The sequence below is a fragment of the Thalassolituus sp. LLYu03 genome, from assembly GCF_050507655.1.
GTDB lineage: Bacteria > Pseudomonadota > Gammaproteobacteria > Pseudomonadales > Oceanobacteraceae > Venatoribacter.
This window is the reverse complement of record NZ_CP191496.1, coordinates 3,233,720-3,256,008: the sequence shown is the minus strand read 5'-3', so window position 1 is coordinate 3,256,008 and position 22,289 is coordinate 3,233,720. Positions and strand designations below refer to the sequence as shown.

Here is a 22,289-nt window from a genome sequence, read left to right as displayed (position 1 = left end):
ATCCGTGTCAGGGATGAACATGAAACGACCAGCCTGCGGCTGTTTTCTGCTGCTGACGTTGGCCAGCCAGTCAGTGGTATGGGCCGACGATTTCTTTGAGCCGGAAATTCCCGAAGTACTGACGCCGGTGCGTCTGCAACAGCCGCTGGCGGAAGTACCCGCCAGTGTGACCGTCATTACGGCTGAACAGCTCCGCCTTTGGGGCGTGAAAGACATCGCCTCCGCCTTCCGTTTTGTGCCCGGAATGTTTGTCGCGCAGGAACTGGCAACCAACAGCAGCAGTGTGGTGTACCACTCGGGTGAAAGCATTCTGGCGCGCCGGCTCGAAGTGCTGGTGGATGGCCGTTCTGTTTATAAAGCCTCGTTTGCCAATGTGAACTGGGATCAGCTCAACATCGCGGTGGACGACATCGCCCGCATTGAAATCACCCGTGGTCCCAGTGCCGCCAGCTATGGCATGAACGCTTTTCAGGGTGTTATTCACATCATTACCCGTCACCCTGCCGATGCCGAAGCCGGTGTTGTTGCCCTGACAGCGGGCACCGGGGAGCGACGCCACGGTTATGCCTCGGTGGCGTTTCAGGGCAACGAGTGGCAACAATCGCTCAGCCTGCACGGGTTACACGAAGGCGAAGACAATACCTTTCATGCCGACAGCGGTGATGTGGGCGGATTTCCGGATTTTCGCCAGAGCGCCGGGCTGTTCTGGTCCGGAGCCGTACAGCTGGATGGTGACGACTATCTGCGCTGGCAGGCCGGGCGTGAACGGACGTTGCGTGATGTGATCGCGGACTCCAATTTTCAGACAACCTCTCCGCAGGAAGATGCTGTAAACGACATGCTGTGGACGCGCTGGCGCCATCAGCAGTCGGCCAGTCATGAGTGGCAGCTGCAGGCGTACTGGAATGCCACCAATACGGAATCCGGTTTCGGGGCCTGTGTACCGACGGTCAGTCTCGATCCTGATATGTCGGCGCTGTACCAGAGCAATCCTGATCTGGCGGAGGTGTTGGGCCTTGCCGTGCTGGGATGGCAGAACGGCTCGCTGACGGATCAGCAGCAAGTGCTCGTGCCGCAACTTTTCAGCGGGCTCGCGGCTGGGCTGATTAGCGTGCCCGAGCTTGAGAGTCTCCTGCTGCAGCTCCGTAGCCGGGGTGTCGCCATCAATGACGACGATTATCAGTTGGCGCGCCGTGTGGCTGCGTCGGCAGTTGCAGCGGATGGGCTTGCCGAGTCTGCCTGTGGCGAGGGCAACCTTGATATCTATGAGCAGCGACTGGATCTGGAATGGCAGGACACGGTGCGCTGGAATGATCAGCTGCGCAGTGTGCAGGGCATCGGCTACCGTCGCGACGAAGTGAATTCAGAGACTTACATGAACGGTAGTGTACGGGAAACCCAATGGCTGGCGTTCACCAACATTGAATACCGGCCACTGCCGGAGCTTATTACCACGTTCGGACTGATGGCCGAATACCGCCCCGATGAAGACGTGCGCTACTCACCCCGGGTGGGTCTGAACTATCTGCTGGGGCAGCAACAAAGCATCCGTTTTCAGGTGGCCCGCAGCCGGCGGACACCGGATCTGGCGGAACGCTATCTGGATGCTCAGGTACGTCTGCGAGGCTTGTCTGACAATTACCTTGGCCTGTCGCAGGGCAGTCTTTTCTATCGGGCCCGCGCCTCGGATTATAAGCATCAGCTGATGGATGAGGAAATCGTGGCGGCCGAAATCGGTTACTTCCAGTATCTCTCTGACCCAGCGGTTCAACTGGATATCAAATTCTATCAGGAACGTCTTCTCGATCTGATCAGCAGCCACATAACGCTCAGGGAAACCGTCATAGATAACCATGGGTCGATGACACTGCGGGGGGTTGAGGGGCAAGTCAGCTGGCAGCCTTTTAATGGACAGAATCTGGCCGTGGGCTGGCTTGCGCAGGACCGTTCAGTGAATAACGAAAATGAGGTTAAGCTTGGAGCGGAAAACAGTCTTCGTCTGAGCTGGTCTCAGAGGAACGATAACCGCGAAGCCATGCTGGGTTTGCTGTGGGACATCAATCGAAACAGCGTTGCTGCAGGTGCTCCTCAGGGGCGTTACGAGCAGAGAACCCTGCTTGGCCGCTGGGCGTTCAACTCCGGATTTGGCACCTGGAGTGTCTCATCTGAGTACAACCCGCTGGCCGGGCAGGTGTTGTACGAGCGCTCGCCGCGCTGGCTGAATCGTCTGGGCTGGCGCCTGTCGTGGTAAGTGCTTGGGGCAGTTGCAGTGATTGACGTGCAATAAAAAAGGCAGCCGGAGCTGCCTTTTTTATTGGAGCGGAATTAATCAGTACAGAACGCGGGCACGGATGGTGCCTTCAACCTGTTTGATTTTTTCCAGTGCCAGTTCAGATGCATCTTTGGAAACGTCGATCACCACGTAACCGACATCTTCCACGGTCTGCAGGTACTGACCAGAGATGTTGATCTTGTTCTCGGCGAAGATGCTGTTGATGGCATTCATCACGCCCGGCACGTTCTGGTGAATGTGCAGGATGCGGTGGACGTTCGGGTTGGATGGCAGCGCCACTTCCGGGAAGTTCACAGAAGAGGTGGTGGTGCCTTTGTCGCTGTACTGAGCCAGCTTCTCGCCCACTTCCTTACCGATGTTTTCCTGTGCTTCCAGGGTAGAACCACCCACGTGCGGGGTCAGGATCACGTTGTCGAACTCACGCAGCGGAGTTACAAACTCTTCGCCGTTGGCGCGTGGCTCAACCGGGAATACGTCGATGGCAGCGCCCAGCAGTTTCTTGCTGCGGATGGCTTCGGCCAGAGCGTCGATATCAACCACAGTGCCGCGGGAGGCGTTCAGCAGGTAAGAACCTTGCTTCATCCAGCCGAACTGTTCCGGGCCCATCATCCACTTGGTAGCGATGGTTTCCGGTACGTGCAGGGATACCACGTCGGCCAGATTCAGCAGTTCTTTCAGGCTGCCAACCTGCTTGGCGTTACCCAGTGGCAGTTTGGTTACTACGTCGTAGAAGTACACGTCCATACCCATGCTTTCTGCCATAACAGACAGCTGAGTACCGATGGAACCGTAACCCACGATACCCAGTTTCTTGCCACGGATTTCGAAAGAGTTGTCGGCAGACTTGTTCCAGCCACCACGGTGACACTGGGCGTTACGCTCAGGGATACCGCGCATCAGCATGATGATTTCGGCCAGAGACAGCTCTGCAACGGAACGGGTGTTGGAGTAAGGTGCGTTGAATACCGCAACACCACGCTTGGTGGCGGCTTTCAGGTCGACCTGGTTGGTACCGATACAGAAACAGCCAACGGCGATCAGTTTTTCTGCCGCTTCAAAAATCTCGTCCGTCAGATGGGTGCGGGAACGGATACCGACAAAGTGCGCGTCTTTGATGCGCTCTTTCAGTTCTGCGTCCGGCAGCGAGGTTTTCAGGTATTCGATGTTGGTGTAACCAGCAGCGTGCAGGGTATCCAGAGCAGACTGATGCACACCTTCCAGCAGAAGGAACTTGATCTTGCTTTTATCCAGAGACGTATGGGCCATGGTGGTACCTATAAGACAGTAGTAAAAACTGTGCGGTGGCCTGATCCGGTGCAGATACGCTAAACAGATTCTGCGGAAACAGACGCCGGGGTCACCGGGAGTGAAAACCACTCCGAAAAATAAGGCGCGTATGCTAGCATAGCCGGCCTGTTAACGTGAGCCTCAAACCCGGTTTTCATCACGAAGATTACTCAATTTGAGGTGAATTGCTTTCATCTGAGCGGATTCCCCATGACTGCCCTGACCCAAGACGCCCTGATCGAACGCCTGTCGGCCATTGTTGGCAACGACAAGGTTCGTACCGATGCTGATTCTCTGCAGACCTTCGGTAAAGACTGGACCAAGGTTTACGATCCGAAGCCTTCTGCCATTGTGTTTCCGAAAACCACCGAGCAGGTGCGCGACATCGTTCTGCTGGCCAACGAGCACGGTCTGCAACTGGTACCGTCCGGTGGTCGCACCGGTCTGAGTGCGGGTGCCGTAGCGGCCAATGGCGAAGTGGTTGTGGCGTTCGATTACATGAACCAGATTTCTGAGTTCAACGCTGTCGACCGCACCGTGAAGTGTGGTGCCGGTGTGATCACTGAGCAGCTGCAGACTTACGCGGAAGAGCAGGGCTTGTTCTACCCAGTCGATTTTGCGTCAGCCGGTTCCAGCCAGATTGGTGGCAACATCGGCACCAACGCCGGCGGTATTAAAGTGATCCGTTGGGGGATGACACGCGAGTGGGTGGCTGGTCTGACTGTGGTGACCGGTAAAGGCGATATTCTGCGCCTGAACAAAGATCTGCTGAAAAACAACACCGGCTACGATATGCGTCAGTTGTTTATCGGTGCTGAAGGTACGCTGGGCTTCGTGACCGAAGCGACCATGCGTCTGACCCGTCCGCCGAAAAATCTGACCGTGCTGGTGCTGGCGATTCCGGAACTGGACGACGTCATGAAAGTGCTCAACCAGTTCCAGTCGAGCATGGACCTGACCGCGTTTGAGTTCTTCTCTGACAAAGCCATGAGCAAAGTGCTGGCCCGTGGTGATGTGCCGGCACCGTTCGAGAGCAATGCTGATTTCTATGCGCTGGTTGAATTCGAAGCCATTACCGACGCCGACATGGATCTGTCCATGAGCCTGTTCGAGCAGTGTGTGGAAAATGGCTGGGTGGTCGATGGTGTGATCAGTCAGAGTGAAACTCAGGCCGCTAATCTGTGGCGCCTGCGTGAAGACATTTCTGAAACCATCGCCCAGTGGACGCCGTACAAAAACGACATCTCTGTGGTCGTTTCCAAAGTGCCGCCATTCCTACGCGAAATCGACGAAGTTGTGACCCGCGAATACCCGGATTTCGAGATCATCTGGTTCGGTCACATTGGCGACGGTAACCTGCATCTGAACATCCTCAAGCCGGATGCGCTGCCGAAGGAAGAGTTCTTCCCGCGTTGCAATAAGGTCAGCAAGTGGGTGATGGAAATCGTCGAGAAATACGACGGTTCTATTTCTGCGGAACACGGTGTGGGCATGACCAAAAAAGCCTACCTGCCATACACGCGCTCTGACGCTGAAATTGCTTACATGAAAGCGCTGAAGCTGGTGTTCGATCCGAACAACGTCATGAACCCGGGCAAGCTGGTCGATCTGTAACCCCGGTCTTCAGGCAATAAAAAACGCAGCTCAGGCTGCGTTTTTTATTGGGCGCCGTTCCCGGCATCTTGATTCGTTCGGCCGGATGCTCAGAAGAGCTGCTCCGGCGTCACTTCGCTCTGGCCTGAGCTTTCCAGTTCGCTGTCGCCGGCGGTATTGCTGCCAGCGAATTCGTGCGGTACGTCTTCTTCACGGAAATACTCGAAGATGGCGTCGGTCTGACCTGGGCGGGCCAGCAGCCCGGTGGCCGGGTCGATGCGCACACTGACGATACCATCGGGTTGTTCGAACGGATGCTGAGGCACGCCTTTCAGGGCGTCACCCATGTAGTCGACCCACACCGGCAGGGCGGTGTTGGAGCCGAACGCCCATTTGCCCAGCGTTTGCGGCTGATCGAAACCAATCCATACAGTGGTCACCAGATCCGGACTGAAGCCTGAGAACCAGGCGTCTTTCTGATCGTTGGTGGTACCGGTTTTGCCCGCCAGATCGTCACGGTTAAGTGCCAGTGCGCGCTGACCTGTGCCCAGACGTACAACGTCTTTGAGCATGCTGATCATCAGGAAGTGCGTGCGCTTATCCATAATGCGTGGCGCTTCGTTGGTCGGTGCTTCAGCAACAACCGGGGCGGCAATTTCGTCGTCGGCGTCAGGCAGCTGTCCGCTGGCAGCGGCCAGTGCCGCGCGTTCTTTCGCTTCCTCGCAGGCGTGACAGACCGCCACAGGATCGGCGCTGAACAGAATATTGCGGCTGTTGTCTTCGATGCGGTGAATCAGGTAAGGCTTCACGGCAAAGCCGCCGTTGGCCAGAGCGCAGTAGCCGGTGGCCAGCTCCATCGGCGAGACGGCCGACGCGCCTAATGCCAGCGACAGGTCGGCATTCAGCTTGCTGCGCGGGAAGCCAAAGGGTTCTACGTATTTCACCGCGGTACTTGGGCCTATTTGCTTCAGAATGCGGATGGATACCAGATTCTGAGAGCGGTAAAGGGCTTCGCGCAGACGGGTCGGACCATAGAATTTGCCGTTGTGGTTTTCCGGGCGCCAGGTGCTTTCAAGGCTGGCATCTTCGAAGACCACGGGCGCGTCATTGATGATGCTGGCCGGTGTGAAGCCGTTGGCCAGCGCTGCACTGTAAATGAAAGGCTTAAATGCGGAGCCGGGTTGGCGGTCTGCCTGAATGACGCGGTTGAACTGATTGCTTGACGGAGAGAAGCCTCCGACCAGAGCCTGAATGGCGCCGTCGTCCGGCTTCATCGACACCAGTGCGCCTTCCACTTCCGGCAGTTGCGCCAGAACCGGTCCTTCTTTTGTATCTTCAATCCAGATCTGCTGACCAACCGTCAGAACGGCAGATGGCTGCGTCGGCTCTTTGCCCACGATGTTGACGTCGACATAGGGCTTGGCCCACAGGATGCCGCTCATTGGCAACCAGAACTCAGCGCCATCGCGCAGGAACCACACGCCGGTCTTTTCAATTTTGGTCACAATCGCCGGAGCAATCAGGCCAAGTTCTTCCTGTTCGCGCAGGACTTCACTCCAGTCGTCCAGGGTTTGTGCCCAGTCGATATCGCGTGAGGCGTCGGCCTTGTCCTGCCATTCCTTCAGGGATGGGTCGGATGGAACGTCAAGCATAACGGGGGCTACGGACGGCTTGGGCGCGCGGTAGCCGTGGTCGCGGTCGTACTTAAGAATGCCGGCCTGAAGGGCGCGGTTGGCCGCCAGCTGGCGCACGGAATTGACTGTGGTGTAAACGCTGTAGCCGGCGGTGTAAGCCTCTTCGCCGAAGCGCTCGACCATGTCACGGCGTACCATTTCAGCAATGTAGGGAGCGGAAATTTCGGAAACAGCGCCGTGATAGCGGGCGGTGACCGGCGCGCGCGCGGCCTCTTCGAATTCTTCACCGCTGATCATGTCCAGTGTGCGCATGCGCGCGAGCACGTAGTTGCGGCGATCCATGGCGCGTTGCGGATTGTTGATCGGGTTGGCGGCCGACGGCGCCTGCGGCAAACCGGCGATCATGGCCAGCTGGGCGAGGTTCAGCTCTTTGATGGATTTGCCGTAGTACACCTGCGCGGCGGCTTCGATGCCGTAGGCGCGCTTACCGAGATAGATCTTGTTGATGTACAGCTCAAGGATTTCCTCCTTGGTCAGGGCCTGCTCAATTTTCAGGGCCAGCATGATCTCGGTGAATTTGCGGGCGAAGGTTTTTTCCGAAGACAGGTAGTAGTTTTTGGCAACCTGCATGGTGATGGTTGAACCGCCCGATTTCTTACGGCCGGTACGCATCAGTTCGAAAACCGCCCTGGCAAGGCCCTTCAGATCGATGCCGAAGTGCTCAAAGAAGCTATCATCTTCAGAGGCCAGAAGGGCATTGATGAACTGTTTGGGGGTTTCTTCATAGGTCAGTGGTGAGCGGCGCTTTTCACCGAACTCGCTGATCAGACGGCCGTCTTCGGTATACACCCGCAATGGCGTCTGCAGTTCAACGTTCTTCAGTTCTTCGGTATCTGGCAGGGTTGGGGCGAGGAAAAGATAGATGGCCAGAATCACAGCACCGGAGCCGGCGAATATGGACATTACAAGCCAAAAAACAAAGCGCAGTATCGGGTGTGACCTGTTCATAAAATTGGGGAGCCAAATGCCTCAGAAAGCCAGTGAATATGCGGGTTGCGGCATTATAAGGCTTTTTTGTTCTTTTAATAGGAATGTGCTTATAATGACTTTGAGCATATAGGATTTGAGTGAGCTTAATTAGCTAAGTTCATGATTCTCAAGGGGATTTGTCGTGTTGGCCAGCCTGTTTCAGAAAAAGAGCAAGGCATTGCTTGGGGTGGATATCAGTTCCACCTCAGTCAAGATTCTTGAACTGAGTCACAATAACGGTAGATATCAGGTGGAAGCCTACGCCTGTGAGCCCCTTCCCGCAAACGCGGTCGTCGAACAAAGCATCAGCAATGACGAAGCGGTTGGCGAGGCCATCAAAAAAGCATTGTCCCGTTCACGCGCCTCGGCCAAACGTGCTGCGCTGGCCGTCGCCGGTTCTGCAGTCATCACCAAAACGGTGCAGATGAACGGCAAGCTGAAGGAAGATGAAATGGACTTCCAGATTCGCGCTGAGGCCGATCAGTATATTCCGTACCCTCTCGAAGAAGTTGCCATGGACTGGGAAGTTCAGGGCCCTTCCGATAGCGGCAACGACATGGTTAACGTGTTGCTGGCTGCTTGCCGCTCAGAAACCGTCGAGCGCCGCAAAGACGCAGTCGAATACGCGAACCTTGAAGCTGCGGTTGTTGATGTCGAAGCCTTTTGTACTGAACGTGCATTTGAGCTTATCGAAGCGCAACTCGATGGCGATGAAATTGAAACCGTTGCCATCGTCGATATTGGCGCAACCATGACCACGCTGAGCGTTCTGCACAACGGTAAATCCATTTATACCCGTGAACAGCTTTTCGGAGGCAGGCAGCTGACCGAGGACATTATGCGTCGCTACGGTCTGGGAGAGGACGAGGCCTCCCGCTCCAAGCTGGAAGGCGGTTTGCCGGACGATTATGAGAGTGAAGTGCTGGAGCCGTTTCGTCGTGCGGTTGTACAACAGGTCAGTCGCTCCCTGCAGTTTTTCTACTCATCCAGTCAGTTTAATGACGTGGATTACATCGTGCTGGCTGGCGGTACATCCTCCATTGCTCATCTTGCAGACGAAGTGCAGGAAGTGTTGGGTATAGCCACTGTGATCGCCAATCCTTTCGTAAACATGACATTGTCTCAGCGAGTGAATGCTAACCTTCTGAGCAGTGATGCGCCGTCGCTGATGATTGCGTGCGGGCTGGCCATGAGGAGTTTTGATTAATGGCAAAGATTAACCTCCTACCTTGGCGTGAGGCGCTTCGAAAGGAACGTCAGAATCAGTTCTATGGCGTTATTGGAACTGTTCTGGTTGTCGCGGCAGCCATCGTTTATGTCGTAAACGTGAGTGTTGAGGGGGCAATTGATTCTCAGCGACTTCGTAATGATTTTATTGTCAAAGAAACCAAGGTTATCGACGCCAAAATTGATGAGATTAAGGCCCTTAAGGAGACCAGGCAAAAGTTGATTGAGCGTATGGAGCTCATTCAGGCATTGCAGGGTAATCGCCCAATTATTGTAAGGGTTTTTGATGAGATGGCGCGTTCAGTGCCTGATGACCTTTATTTTTCATCAGTATCCGTCAAAGGGACTGACGTGATGATAAAAGGGGTTGCTAAATCAAATAACCGTGTGGCTGCATTGATGCGGAACTTTGATCAATCTGATTGGTTTGCTGAGCCTGCTTTAATTAAGGTCCAGTCTAAGAGTGAAGGTGTGAACGAGTTTGAAGTCAGTATGAAGCGCGTTCAGCCGAAAGCCGAGGAGGAGTGATCATGGTCGATCAGAATAAATTTGATCTCAAAGCCCTTATCGCTAAGGCAAATGAATTCAAGGTTGATGATCTAAACGATATTGACTGGGAGAATATGGGGTCTTGGCCCATCGCAGGGAAAGCTTTCTTTTGTGTGCTTCTGTTCGCTGGAGTTCTTGTTGGTGGATTCTTTGGTTTGGTGTCAGACAACCTTGACGCTCTTTCGCGTGATCAGGCAAAGGAAGTTTCGTTGAAGAAGGACTTTGAGGGCAAGGCCTTTAAGGTTTCGAATCTGGCAGCGTATAAATCTCAGATGGAAGAAATGCAAGAAAGCTTCGGCTCGTTGTTGAAGCAGCTCCCTCGAGATACTGAAGTTCCGGGTTTGATTGATGATATTAGTTCGGCGGCACTTAGTGCAGGTCTGAAGCTAAATGCAATAGATCCCCAGAAGATGGCAAAGACGGAGTTTTATAACGAATTACCTATCGATATTGAGGTTGTCGGGGGGTATCACGAGATGGGGGCATTTGTGTCCGCCGTTGCTTCGCTGCCCCGAATCGTGACGTTGCATGATTTTTCGGTCGAAGGAACCGGAAGTTCAGGTATGCTAAAAATGAAAATTCAAGCTAAGACCTATCAATATGGTGGAGATGAAGGGGGCGCGAAATGAAGCGCTTCGTTTGCCTTTGCTTGCTGGCTGGTTCTTTGTTGGGGTGTGGCGGAGACTCAGATGTTAGTGATCTTAAGAAATTCGTAGACACTACCCTGAATCGGCCTCGTGGCCGTATCGAGCCGATTCCGGTTTTTAAACCATACGAATACTTTAACTATAGTGCGGCCGGATTACGTTCTCCGTTTGAGCTTCCAATTATTGAAGATACTCAGGTCGAGGTTCAGCAAGGGGCTGACATTCATCCGGATATGGATCGACCCAAAGAGCACCTTGAACAATATGCATTAGGCTCTTTGGCTATGGTGGGAACTTTAACGCGGGCTGATGGCGTGCTATGGGCGCTGGTGCGGGATGGTGATGGTAGCGTTGTTCGGGTTAAAGAGGGCCAGTATATGGGGCAGAACTTTGGCCGCATTATTTCTATTGGCGACTATAAAATTAATCTGATTGAAATTGTGCCTAACGGTATGGGTGGCTGGATTGAGCGGCCGAGAACTGTTGCGCTTGAAGGACTAGGTGGAGAGTAAGTCTATGAATATCGTGAAAGCCTTCAAAGCGGCGTTCGGAGTGTTGTCATTTGCAGTTTTTGGGGTGGCATCTGCTGTCGTATCGGCAGCCACGCTCAATGATATGAGTTTTTCCTCCCTACCTGGGGATGTCACAGAAATTCGGATGCAGTTCGATAGCGCTCCGCCTAATGTCAGTGGCTACACAATTGAAAAGCCAGCTCGAATCGCCATAGATTTACCTGGCGTTGCCAGCACACTTAAAAATAAGCGCCATGAAATTGGCTCTGGCAATGCACGTAGCGCAACTCTGGTTACAACTAAGGATCGTTCCCGACTAGTTGTAAATCTTTCTAGGCTGGTCAGCTACAGCACTGCGGTAGAAGGGAATGTTCTTCTGATTCGTATCGGTCAGGCTGAGGGCGACAAGGTATTCACTGGTGCGGTCGAGTCAGTCGTGCCGATGTCTTCTGACATGAAAATTGTGAATGTGGATTTTCGACGTGGTGATTTGGGCGAGGGCCAGATTCAGATCATGTTGAACGATGCCAGAGCATCGGCGAATATTCGTCGCGAAGGTTCAAAAATTATTGCTGATCTGGAAGGTGTTCGTCTGCCTGACGATCTGAGTCGCAGACTGGATGTTTCTGATTTCTCCACTCCTGTGCGCTTTATTGATGCTAAGCGTGATGGGGGGTCTGCACGAATCGTGATTGAGCCCAACTCAGATGAGTTTGAATATCTCGCTTACCAGACTGATAAGCTCCTCTCGATCAATGTTTCTGTGCCTCCTGCGGAGCAAAAGGAAGAGCGTAAAAAACAGTTTCCGTTTACCGGTGAGAAGCTCTCTCTGAACTTCCAGAATATTGAGGTGCGTGCGGTGCTTCAGCTCATTGCTGATTTCACGGGGCTCAATCTGGTAGCTTCAGACACCGTGCAGGGCAATATTACTTTACGTTTGCAAAACGTCCCTTGGGATCAGGCATTGGATCTGGTAATGAAAACCAAAGGACTGGGCAAGCGCCAAATGGGCTCTGTTCTGTTGATTGCTCCTGCAGAGGAAATTGCAGCTCGTGAGAAGATTGAGCTTGAGGCGGTCAAACAGGTGGAAGACCTTGCGCCGCTTGTTACGGAGTACATGCAGCTTCGGTATGCAAAGGCTGCAGATCTGGCGAAGCTTCTGACGTCCGAACAAGGATTGTTGTCGGAACGCGGCTCTGCGGTAGTCGATGAGCGTACCAATACGCTTCTAATGAAAGACACCGCCAGCAATCTTGAGAAAGTGCGTGAAGCGCTCACTATGCTGGATGTTCCTGTTCGCCAAGTCTTGATTGAAGCCCGTATCGTTGTCGCTACGACCAGTGTAGGTGAGGAGATGGGCGTTAAGTGGGGTGGTGCGGGTTACAAAAACAACGGCAGTAATTGGACAACTGTGGGTGGTAGCCAGACGACTCTGACAGAAGGTAATCAGATCTTATTTGATCGCGCCTCTAGTGGATCATCAGACCAAACTATAGACCTGACAAGTGCAAACGTAGTCAATTTTGGGGTTACCAATACGGCAGCAACCACCTTTGCAGTTGGCTATCAAACGGCAGATTATCTGTTGGATCTGGAGTTGGCCGCTATTGAAACAGACGGCCGTGCCGAGATTGTTTCTCAGCCTCGAGTCATCACTGCAGATGGTCAGACAGCAACCATTGAGTCTGGTACTGAAATCCCGTATCAGGAAGCCAGCTCCAGTGGTGCAACCAGTATTTCGTTCAAGTCTGCCGTGTTGAAGCTTGAGGTGACGCCACAGATCACGCCGGATGATCGCATCATTATGGATCTGGTGATCAATCAGGATTCTGTTGGTGAGCTGACGTCAGCAGGCCCGAGTATTAATACCAATGCCGTTGAAACCCAGGTTCTGGTTGATAATGGAGAGACTGTGGTTCTGGGGGGAATCTTCCGTTCTGAAGAGATCTACTCCATCAGCAAAACCCCGTTCTTCGGTGATCTGCCGTTGATTGGTGCGCTGTTCCGCTACACCAATCAGTCTACTGATAAGAGCGAGCTGCTGGTGTTCATCACGCCTCGTCTGGTCAAGGATTCGCTCAGCAATCGTTAATCATGAAGCGAACGCAGTCTGTATTTCTCGTAGGGCCGATGGGTGCTGGTAAAAGCACCATCGGCCGTCTTCTTTCCGCCGAACTCAAACTGGAATTCATCGATTCCGATAAAGTTATTGAAGAACGCTGCGGGGCGAATATTCCGTGGATCTTCGATAAAGAGGGCGAACTCGGCTTTCGCGAACGCGAAGAACAGGCCATCGATGACCTGACTCAGATGGATGGCATAGTACTGGCCACTGGTGGTGGTGTCGTCATGCGTGAAGCGAATCGTCGTAACCTGTCTGGGCGTGGGACAGTGGTCTATCTGTGCACCTCCGTCGAGCAGCAACTTGCTCGCACTTCGAAGGACAAAAACCGTCCGCTGCTGCAAAATGACAATCCTGAACAGGTGTTGAGAGATTTGTTTGCAAAGCGCGATCCCTTGTATCGCGAAGTCGCAGACATCATCATTCAGACCGATAAGCGCAACCCTCGCTGGGTTGTGCAGGAATTGCGAAACAAACTGAAAGGCTGAGCCTGATGCATACCCTTACTGTCGATCTCGGCGATCGTAGCTACCCCATTTTTATCGGCACGGGTCTTCTTGATAATCCTGAGCTGTATAAGCCCTATATCAGTGGTCGTCAGGTGCTGATTGTCACCAACGAAACCGTGGCACCTCTGTATCTGGATAGAGTGAAAAGCGCACTGGCTGGCTATCAGGTTGATGCAGTTATTCTGCCGGATGGCGAAGCCTATAAAGATCTGACGACGCTGAATCTGATTTACGACGCTTTACTGGAAAAGCAGCACAACCGCACGACCACTCTGCTGGCTCTGGGTGGTGGTGTTGTTGGGGATATGTGTGGTTATGCGGCGGCGTCCTATCAGCGCGGCGTAAATTTTATTCAGGTGCCGACCACGCTGTTGTCTCAGGTTGATTCTTCGGTCGGCGGTAAAACCGGCGTGAATCACCCTCTGGGCAAGAACATGATCGGAGCCTTTCATCAGCCCCGTGCCGTGATTGCTGATACCGAAACACTGAATACTCTGCCGGTTAGAGAGTTGTCTGCCGGTCTGGCTGAGGTCATCAAGTACGGTCTGATCTGTGACCGCGGCTTCTATGACTGGATTGTGGATAACATCGATGCTCTGATGGCGCGAGAACCAAAGGCGCTTGCCTATGCCATTGAGCGTTCTTGTCGCAACAAAGCCGAAGTCGTCGCGCAGGATGAAACCGAGTCGGGTATTCGCGCCATTCTCAATCTGGGCCACACCTTTGGCCATGCCATTGAATCTCACCAGGGCTACGGCAACTGGCTGCACGGTGAGGCTGTGGGTACAGGAATGCTGCAGGCAGCGGATCTTTGTTGGCGCATGGGAGATGTGTCGGCTCAGGAACTTGCCGACCTGCGTACGCTGCTGATCCGAGCGGGTTTGCCCGTCGTGGGGCCGGATGATATGTCCGAGCAAGATTACGTGACTCGCATGCAGGTAGATAAAAAAGTATTGGACGGACGCATCCGGCTGGTGCTGATGAAGCGCATTGGCGAAGCCTATGTGACCTCCGATGTTCCTAAAGACTTATTGACTCAGACACTGGTGGCAGGCGATAAACTCGGTCAGCCCTGAAACCAGGAGGCAATATGGACGCGGATTACGAACTGGATGACGAGATCCTGATTGGGCAGAACGATAATCTGTCTGCAGGGTACAAAGCGTTGTCACTTCCTCATCTGCTGCCATCGCAGCACAAAACCATCGAATTACTCAGTCATCTGGCGTCTTACAGTGAACTTCTGGTCACTGTGAGCGGGCCGGATGGCAGTGGCAAATCCGTTCTGGCGCAAGCACTGGCTTCGCTGCGTGAAGACCCGGAAGATGCGCTTCTGCTCACGGGTGATCTGATGCTGGGAATGCCCGGCATTCTTGGTGCGATTGCCGATCGTTGGGATCTCCCGCGTCTGCCGGATGATCTGGTGGCCGCACGTGAGCGCGTGCGCAACGCGGCCATCGAAAAGTCAGATGCTGGCTATTCACTCACTGTGATCATTGATCAGGCGGAGCAGCTGGATGCCGGTACCCTGAACGAAATTGCGCATTTTGCTCTGCTGGTGCCTCAGATTATTTCCTTTTCGCTCTTCGGCCTCACCGGCTTCGAAGATGCTATCCGTGCAAATCCCGCCAATGCGCCATTGCATCGTGTCGAGCTGGAACCACTGACGCTGGACGATGCTGCCATTCTGCTGCAGGAGGCTTTATCTCCTGGGCAGCCACTGCCGTTGAGTCACGACGAGCTGTTGTCCATTTGGGAATCCAGTGGTGGTTGGCCGGGTGCTTTGCTGCACGAGGCAGAAGACTATCTGCTGGGCTCAGTTGCGCCGGCGCCTGTCGCCCATGTGCAGGCCAAGAGCCGCTTTCCGGTCACTCACATTCTGGCGATTACAGCCGTTGCAGCCGCTTTGGCTATGTCCTTCCTTTATAGTGATTATTCGGCTCAGAATATCGAGTCCACTGACGCCAGCAGTGGCTCAATACTCGCCACGGCTCCGGCCACGTCTGGGTTAGCCGGCGCAGCGGATGTCCCGGGTGCTGACATTGCGCCAGCGACTGAAGAGGAACCGCTGCCGGAAAGCGAATCCGCTTTGTCCGCTTTTGATGGTGAAACCGCCGAGATCAACCCTCCGGTCGTTGCTACTCAGCCCGATTATAACTACGGTGGAGCAAAGCCTGTTGAACCGGCATCTTCCGTTCAGCCTGAGCTGGAAAGCAACGTCGCCGACACCCGTACTGAAGCATCTGAGCCGGAAGTTAAGAAGGTTTCGCCAGTGGCGCAGCCTGCCAAAGCGGTTGATGCGGTAGCCAAGGTTAATAAGCCTGTGGTTACTCAGTCGGAAGCTACTCAGTCAAAAGCTACTCAGTCAAAAGCGACTAAGCCTGCTGATACGAAAGTGGCCTCGCCAAAGGCGGTGGCGACTACCAGAACGGCGGCAGAGCAGCAGTTGCTGGCCGCAAAAGAAGGCTTTGTTGTGCAGTTGTTTGGTACTTATAAAGCAGACAACGCGTCGTCCTTCCGCAAAGAGTGGCAGGATCAGGTCGCGGGTTCTTTGTATCAGTATCAGGCGTCGCACGAAGGTAAGCCATGGCATGTGGTCGTGTGTGGCATCTTTGCCACCAGAGCGGAAGCGCAGGCTGCCGTGAATGCGATGCCGCAGACGCTGCGCAAGCAATCACCCTGGATCCGGGACGTCCGGGCTGTGCAGGAGGCCCTGCGCTGACGCTGGTTTTTCACTGATTCCTTCCAGCGCCGGCCTCTCCGGCGCTTACAAAAAAACTCATATTGCTCACACATTTGTGGCAGGGGGCCCAGATGTGTAGAATGGGCGTCCTTTTGCCTACACGTAGCTTGAATTTAGAGTATTGGGCTGCTGCAAGCACTTGATTTTTAAATCGTTTTTAAAGATGAGAGCTGTTCTATGAGAACTGGTCTGTACACCCCAGGCGACTTTAAGGACAACTGTGGATTCGGATTGCTGGCCCATCTGGAAGGTCAGCCGAGCCACCGGCTGTTGAAGACAGCCATTGAGTCCTTAACCTGCATGACGCACCGCGGCGGTATTGCTGCGGATGGTAAAACCGGTGACGGCTGTGGTCTTCTGATCCAGAAACCGGATTCCTTCCTGCGCGCGGTAGCCACAGAAGCAGGCATTACCCTGCCTGAACAGTACGCCGTTGGCATGCTGTTTATGGACCTGGATGACGCGGTCTTCGCTAAACAGAAAGCGGCCGTAGAACAGGCGATTACCTCTCAGGGCCTCTCTGTTCAGGGCTGGCGCACCGTTCCTACCGATAACGCTTTCCTCGGCCCGATGGCGCTGGATTGCCTGCCGCGTTTTGAGCAGGTATTTGTCGCTCCGGCTGCCGGCATGAGTGAAGCCGATTTCGGTGTGAAGCTGTTCTACGCCCGTCGTTATGCCGAGAAAGCACTGACCGAATTCCGTGATTTCTACATCGCCAGCCTGTCCGACAAAGTATTGTCTTATAAAGGTCTGATGATGCCGGTGGACCTGCCGAACTTCTACCCGGACCTCGGCGACGAGCGCATGGAAACCGCTATCTGCGTATTCCACCAACGCTTCTCCACCAACACCATGCCGCGCTGGCCTCTGGCTCAGCCGTTCCGCATGCTGGCGCACAACGGTGAGATCAACACCATTCAGGGTAACCGTAACTGGGCCAATGCCCGTACCCCGAAATACAACAGCGATCTGCTGCCGGGCCTGAGCGATCTGGCGCCGCTGGTAAACACCACCGGTTCTGACTCTTCCTCCATGGACAACATGCTGGAACTGCTGGTGACCGGTGGCGTATCCCTGTTCCGCGCTATCCGCATGATGATTCCGCCAGCCTGGCAGAACGTAGAAACCATGGACGCCGATCTGCGTGCCTTCTACGAATACAACTCCATGCACATGGAAGCCTGGGACGGCCCTGCGGGTCTGGTCATCACCGACGGTCGTTATGCCGTCTGTGGTCTGGACCGTAACGGTCTGCGTCCATCGCGTTGGGTTATCACCAAAGACAACTTCATCACTGTGGCGTCCGAAGTGGGCGTGCACAGCTATAAGCCGGAAGACGTGGTTGCCAAAGGCCGCGTGGGCCCTGGCCAGATGCTGGCAATCGATACTCAGGAAGGCAAACTGCTGACCACAGACGATATCGATAACGCGCTGAAAGCAGAGTTCCCTTATAAGAAGTGGCTGAAAGAAAACGCGATCCGCATGGAAAGCCAGTTGCTGCTGCAGAAAGTGGACGACGCGGAACCGCTGACCGGCGACCTGCTGAACACCCACCAGAAACTGCAACTGATCACCAATGAAGAGCGTGATCAGGTGCTGCGTCCTATGGGCGAAGAAGGCCAGGAAGCAACGGGCTCCATGGGTGATGATACCCCGATGGCCGTTCTGTCCCAGCGCGTACGTCATATGGCCGACTACTTCCGTCAGCAGTTCGCGCAGGTAACCAACCCGCCGATCGACCCGCTGCGTGAAGCCATCGTGATGTCGCTGGAAACCTGTATCGGTGCCGAGAAGAACGTCTTCGAAAGCAGTGCCGATCATGCCAATCGCATCATTCTGACATCGCCTGTACTGTCGCCACTGAAATTCCAGGGCCTGCAGACCACAGGTCTGGAAGCCTTCCGTTGTGTCACTCTGTCCATGGCATTCGACCCGGCTGTGGGTCTGAAGCAAGCAGTGACCGATCTGGCTGACAAGGCCGAAGCGGCCATGCGCAACGGCGACGTGATCGTTATTCTGTCTGACCGCGAAGTGCGCGAAGACCAGCTGCTGATCCCGGCGGCCATGGCGACCGGTGCTGTGCACCACCGTCTGGTGAAAACCGGCCTGCGTACCAATGGCAACATCGTGGTTGAAACCGGTGCTGCCCGAGACGCGCACCAGTTTGCTGTGCTGATTGGTTTCGGCGCGACCGCCGTTTACCCGTGGCTGGCCTACGACGTGCTGACCGATCTGCATCGCAGTGGCGAACTGCTGGGCGATCCGCTGAAATCTCAGCAGAACTTCCGCAAGGCCATCCGCAAGGGCCTGCTGAAAGTGATGTCCAAAATGGGTATCTCTACCGTGGCTTCTTACCGTGGTTCGCAGCTGTTCGAAGCTGTGGGTCTGAGCAAAGAAGTGGTGGATCTGTGCTTCGCCGGTGTGCCTAGCCGTATCGGTGGTGCCACCTTCGCCGACTTCCAGGCCGATCTGGAACTGGTGCGTGGCAACGCCTGGAAAGCCCGTAAGAAAATCGAACACGGCGGCCTGATCAAGTACGTTCACGGTGGCGAATACCACGCCTACAACCCTGACGTGGTGAAATCCATTCAGGAAGCTGTGCAGTTCAACAATCAGGATGCCTACAACCGCTACGCCGATCTGGTGAACAAGCGTCCGGTAGCAACCATCCGTGACCTGCTGGCTCCGCGTAAAGACGTTCAATCTATCGACATCAGTGAAGTGGAACCGGTAGAAAAACTCTACCCGCGTTTCGACACCGCCGCGATGTCGCTGGGTGCTCTGTCGCCGGAAGCGCACGAAGCGCTGGCGCTGGCGATGAACGATCTGGGTGGCCGTTCCAACTCCGGTGAAGGCGGTGAAGACCCGCTGCGTTACGGCACCAACCGTAACTCCAAGATCAAGCAGATCGCTTCCGGTCGTTTTGGTGTAACCCCTGCTTATCTGGCCAGCGCAGAAGTGCTGCAGATCAAAGTGGCTCAGGGTGCCAAGCCGGGTGAGGGCGGTCAGCTGCCAGGTGGTAAGGTTAACGACCTGATTGCGACCCTGCGCTATTCAGTACCCGGTGTAACCCTGATTTCACCTCCGCCGCACCACGATATCTACTCGATCGAAGACTTGGCGCAGCTGATTTTCGACCTGAAGCAGGTGAACCCGGAAGCGCTGGTATCGGTGAAACTGGTCTCTGAGCCAGGCGTCGGCACCATCGCCGCCGGTGTGGCCAAGGCTTACGCCGACCTGATCACTATTTCCGGTTACGACGGCGGTACCGCGGCATCGCCGATTACCTCCATCAAATACGCCGGTTCCCCGTGGGAGCTGGGTCTGTCCGAAGCGCATCAGGCACTGCGTGCCAACGATCTGCGTGGCAACGTACGCGTACAGACTGACGGCGGTCTGAAAACCGGTCTGGACGTGGTAAAAGCGGCCATTCTGGGTGCAGAGTCTTTCGGTTTCGGTACTCTGCCGATGGTGGCCGTGGGTTGTAAGTACCTGCGTATTTGTCACCTGAACAACTGCGCGACCGGTGTTGCGACTCAGAACGACGACCTGCGTGCTGAACACTACATCGGTACGGCGGACATGGTTAAGAACATGTTCCGCTTCATCGCTGAAGAAACCCGTCAGTGGATGGCCAAGCTGGGTGTGCGCACCATGGAAGAACTGGTGGGCCGTACTGACCTGCTGGAAATGATCGATGGCCTGACCGAGAAACAGCGTCACCTCGACCTGACTCCGCTGCTGGCCAACGACCTGATTCCGGCCGACAAGCCACAGACTGTACAGATTGCCCGCAACAAGCCGTACGACGAAGGCCTGCTGGCCGAGCGCATGGTCGAAGCGGTTCTGCCGGCTATTGAAAACAAAGCCGGTGGCGAATTCAGCTTCCGTATCACCAACTGTGACCGTTCCATCGGTGCCCGTCTGTCCGGTGAAATCGCCAAGCGTCACGGTAACCAGGGCATGGCTGACAAGCCAGTGCGCCTGAACCTGACCGGCGTGGCCGGTCAGTCCTTCGGTGTGTGGAACGCCGGCGGTCTGGAAATGGTGCTGGAAGGTGATGCCAACGACTACGTGGGTAAAGGTATGACCGGCGGTAAGCTGGTGATCTTCCCGCCAAAAGGTTCTGCCTTTAAGTCCAACGACACCTCCATTGTGGGTAACACCTGCCTGTACGGTGCGACCGGCGGTAAGTTGCTGGCAGCCGGCCGTGCCGGTGAGCGCTTTGCCGTTCGTAACTCCGGTGCTCATGCCGTGGTTGAAGGTGCCGGTGATCACTGCTGTGAATACATGACCGGCGGTATGGTGTGTGTGCTGGGTTCAACCGGCTACAACTTCGGTGCGGGTATGACCGGTGGTTTCGCCTACGTGCTGGATATGGATAACACCTTCGTGGACAAGTACAACCACGAGCTGGTCGATATTCACCGCATCTCGAACGAGCTGACAGAAGCCCACCGCAGCCACCTGCGCAGCACGCTGCGCGAATACGTTGCGGAAACCGGCAGTGCCTGGGGCCAGACCATTCTGGACGACTTTGATGGTTTCATCGGCAAGTTCTGGCTGGTCAAACCAAAAGCGGCCGACTTACAACAACTGCTGAACAACACCCGTGCTCGTCCTGAGTAATCAGGCCAGGGCGAGAGAGAGAGGTTCGAGATGGCACAACGTCTGAACAATAATTTCCAGTTTGTCGAGGTGGGTCGTAAAGACCCATCCAAGAAGTCCATCGACACACGTAAAGTGCAGTTCGTGGAAATTTATGAGCCATTCAAGCAAGAGCAGGTGAGCGAGCAGGCGCACCGTTGTCTGGCTTGTGGTAACCCGTACTGTGAGTGGAAGTGCCCGGTTCACAACTACATTCCTAACTGGCTGAAACTGGCCAGCGAAGGCAACATTCTGGAAGCGGTGGAACTGAGCCATCAGACCAACACCCTGCCGGAAGTGTGCGGCCGCGTATGCCCACAAGACCGTCTGTGTGAGGGCTCCTGTACCCTGAACGACGGCTTTGGCGCAGTGACCATTGGTAACGTTGAGAAATACATTACCGATACCGCGTTCGCCATGGGCTGGACACCAGACATGTCCAAAGTGGTTCCGACCGGTAAGCGCGTTGCCGTAATCGGTGCAGGCCCCGCGGGTCTGGGCGCGGCTGACGTGCTGGTGCGCAACGGCGTTACCCCTGTAGTGTTCGACAAATACCCGGAAATCGGTGGTCTGCTGACCTTCGGTATTCCAGAGTTCAAGCTGGAAAAGAGCGTGATGGTTAACCGTCGCAAAGTCTTCGAAGGCATGGGCGTTGAATTCCGCCTGAATACCGAAGTAGGTAAAGACATTGCTTTCCAGGACATCATCGATGAGTTCGATGCCGTATTCCTGGGCATGGGTACCTACAACTACATGAAGGGCGGCTTCCCGGGCGAAGACCTGCCAGGCGTTTACGACGCGCTGGATTTCCTGATTGCCAACGTGAATCACAATCTGGGCTTCGAAAAAGCACCGGAAGATTTCATCAGCATGAAAGGTAAAAAGGTCGTGGTTCTGGGTGGTGGTGACACCGCGATGGACTGTAACCGTACCTCCATTCGTCAGGGTGCCAGCGCGGTTACCTGTGCGTACCGTCGTGATGAAGAGAACATGCCTGGCTCCAAGCGCGAAGTGCAGAACGCGCGTGAAGAGGGCGTAAGCTTCCTGTTCAACCGTCAGCCGATTGCCATTGTTGGTGAAGACAAGGTTGAAGGCGTGAAGGTTGTGACCACCAAGATGGGCGAGCCGGATGAAAAAGGCCGTCGTCGTCCTGAAGTGATCGAAGGTTCCGAAGAAATCCTGCCAGCCGATGCGGTGCTGGTGGCGTTCGGTTTCCGTCCAAGCCCGGCACCATGGTTCAAAGACTTCGGTATCGAAGTGAACAGCTGGGACGGTGTCGTTGCTCCGGGCGAACAGAAATTCAAACACCAGACCACCAACCCGAAAGTTTTCGCGGGCGGTGACATGGTGCGCGGTTCTGACCTGGTCGTAACGGCCATCTGGGAAGGTCGTAACGCTGCCGAAGGCATCCTCGACTATCTCGATCTGTAAGTGACATTGCCTTCGGGCAGAATGTGACAAGCGGCATAAAACGCGGCTTACCCGGTGGGTAGCCGC

The 22,289-nt window shown here is 54.8% G+C and carries 14 protein-coding genes; 12 read left to right on the top strand and 2 right to left on the bottom strand.

Annotated elements, in window-relative coordinates:
• Positions 1 to 19 precede the first annotated feature (19 nt).
• Positions 20 to 2,251 carry a TonB-dependent receptor plug domain-containing protein gene (locus ACQUQU_RS14470; RefSeq protein WP_430460412.1) on the top strand — a complete coding sequence of 744 codons (2,232 nt, stop codon included), beginning with the start codon at positions 20 to 22 and terminating at the stop codon, positions 2,249 to 2,251.
• A gap of 78 nt (positions 2,252 to 2,329) precedes the next feature.
• On the opposite strand, the gene serA is transcribed toward ACQUQU_RS14470, so the two are convergent.
• A complete protein-coding gene (serA, locus tag ACQUQU_RS14465) occupies positions 2,330 to 3,559 on the bottom strand; it encodes a phosphoglycerate dehydrogenase (protein ID WP_430460411.1) in 1,230 nt (409 codons plus the stop codon).
• Positions 3,560 to 3,790: 231 nt separating this feature from the next.
• On the opposite strand from serA, the gene ACQUQU_RS14460 reads away from it, so the two are divergent.
• The gene (locus ACQUQU_RS14460) at positions 3,791 to 5,194 is read left to right on the top strand and encodes an FAD-binding oxidoreductase (protein ID WP_430460410.1); all 1,404 of its coding nucleotides are present in this window, start codon (positions 3,791 to 3,793) and stop codon (positions 5,192 to 5,194) included.
• 89 nt (positions 5,195 to 5,283) lie between these two features.
• On the opposite strand, the gene ACQUQU_RS14455 is transcribed toward ACQUQU_RS14460, so the two are convergent.
• Complete coding sequence (locus tag ACQUQU_RS14455; RefSeq protein WP_430460409.1) at positions 5,284 to 7,770, bottom strand: penicillin-binding protein 1A; 2,487 nt, start codon at positions 7,768 to 7,770, stop codon at positions 5,284 to 5,286.
• Between the two features lie 211 nt (positions 7,771 to 7,981).
• On the opposite strand from ACQUQU_RS14455, the gene ACQUQU_RS14450 reads away from it, so the two are divergent.
• The 10 genes from ACQUQU_RS14450 to ACQUQU_RS14405 all read left to right on the top strand — a co-directional run bounded on the left by ACQUQU_RS14450 (position 7,982) and on the right by ACQUQU_RS14405 (position 22,223).
• Complete coding sequence (locus ACQUQU_RS14450) at positions 7,982 to 9,043, top strand: pilus assembly protein PilM (protein ID WP_430463044.1); 1,062 nt, start codon at positions 7,982 to 7,984, stop codon at positions 9,041 to 9,043.
• Positions 9,043 to 9,591, top strand: a complete 549-nt coding sequence (locus tag ACQUQU_RS14445; RefSeq protein WP_430460408.1) for a PilN domain-containing protein — start codon at positions 9,043 to 9,045, stop codon at positions 9,589 to 9,591. Before ACQUQU_RS14450 ends, ACQUQU_RS14445 begins: the two co-directional genes overlap by 1 nt.
• A 2-nt stretch (positions 9,592 to 9,593) precedes the next feature.
• On the top strand, positions 9,594 to 10,241 hold the full coding sequence (locus ACQUQU_RS14440) for a type 4a pilus biogenesis protein PilO (RefSeq protein WP_430460407.1): 648 nt from the start codon (positions 9,594 to 9,596) through the stop codon (positions 10,239 to 10,241).
• Positions 10,238 to 10,771 (top strand): pilus assembly protein PilP, encoded by a 534-nt coding sequence (locus ACQUQU_RS14435; RefSeq protein ID WP_430460406.1) that lies wholly within the window; start codon positions 10,238 to 10,240, stop codon positions 10,769 to 10,771. Before ACQUQU_RS14440 ends, ACQUQU_RS14435 begins: the two co-directional genes overlap by 4 nt.
• Positions 10,772 to 10,775: 4 nt before the next feature.
• Positions 10,776 to 12,863, top strand: a complete 2,088-nt coding sequence (pilQ, locus tag ACQUQU_RS14430; RefSeq protein ID WP_430460405.1) for a type IV pilus secretin PilQ — start codon at positions 10,776 to 10,778, stop codon at positions 12,861 to 12,863.
• 2 nt (positions 12,864 to 12,865) lie between these two features.
• Complete coding sequence (gene aroK / locus ACQUQU_RS14425) at positions 12,866 to 13,381, top strand: shikimate kinase AroK (RefSeq protein ID WP_430460404.1); 516 nt, start codon at positions 12,866 to 12,868, stop codon at positions 13,379 to 13,381.
• Between the two features lie 5 nt (positions 13,382 to 13,386).
• Complete coding sequence (aroB, locus tag ACQUQU_RS14420; RefSeq protein WP_430460403.1) at positions 13,387 to 14,478, top strand: 3-dehydroquinate synthase; 1,092 nt, start codon at positions 13,387 to 13,389, stop codon at positions 14,476 to 14,478.
• Positions 14,479 to 14,492: 14 nt separating this feature from the next.
• A complete protein-coding gene (locus ACQUQU_RS14415) occupies positions 14,493 to 16,124 on the top strand; it encodes an AAA family ATPase (protein WP_430460402.1) in 1,632 nt (543 codons plus the stop codon).
• Positions 16,125 to 16,322: 198 nt separating this feature from the next.
• Positions 16,323 to 20,774: a glutamate synthase large subunit gene (gene gltB, locus ACQUQU_RS14410; protein WP_430460401.1), complete on the top strand. Its 4,452-nt coding sequence runs from the start codon at positions 16,323 to 16,325 to the stop codon at positions 20,772 to 20,774.
• A 30-nt stretch (positions 20,775 to 20,804) separates the two neighbouring features.
• Positions 20,805 to 22,223 (top strand): FAD-dependent oxidoreductase, encoded by a 1,419-nt coding sequence (locus ACQUQU_RS14405; RefSeq protein ID WP_430460400.1) that lies wholly within the window; start codon positions 20,805 to 20,807, stop codon positions 22,221 to 22,223.
• Positions 22,224 to 22,289 lie beyond the last annotated feature (66 nt).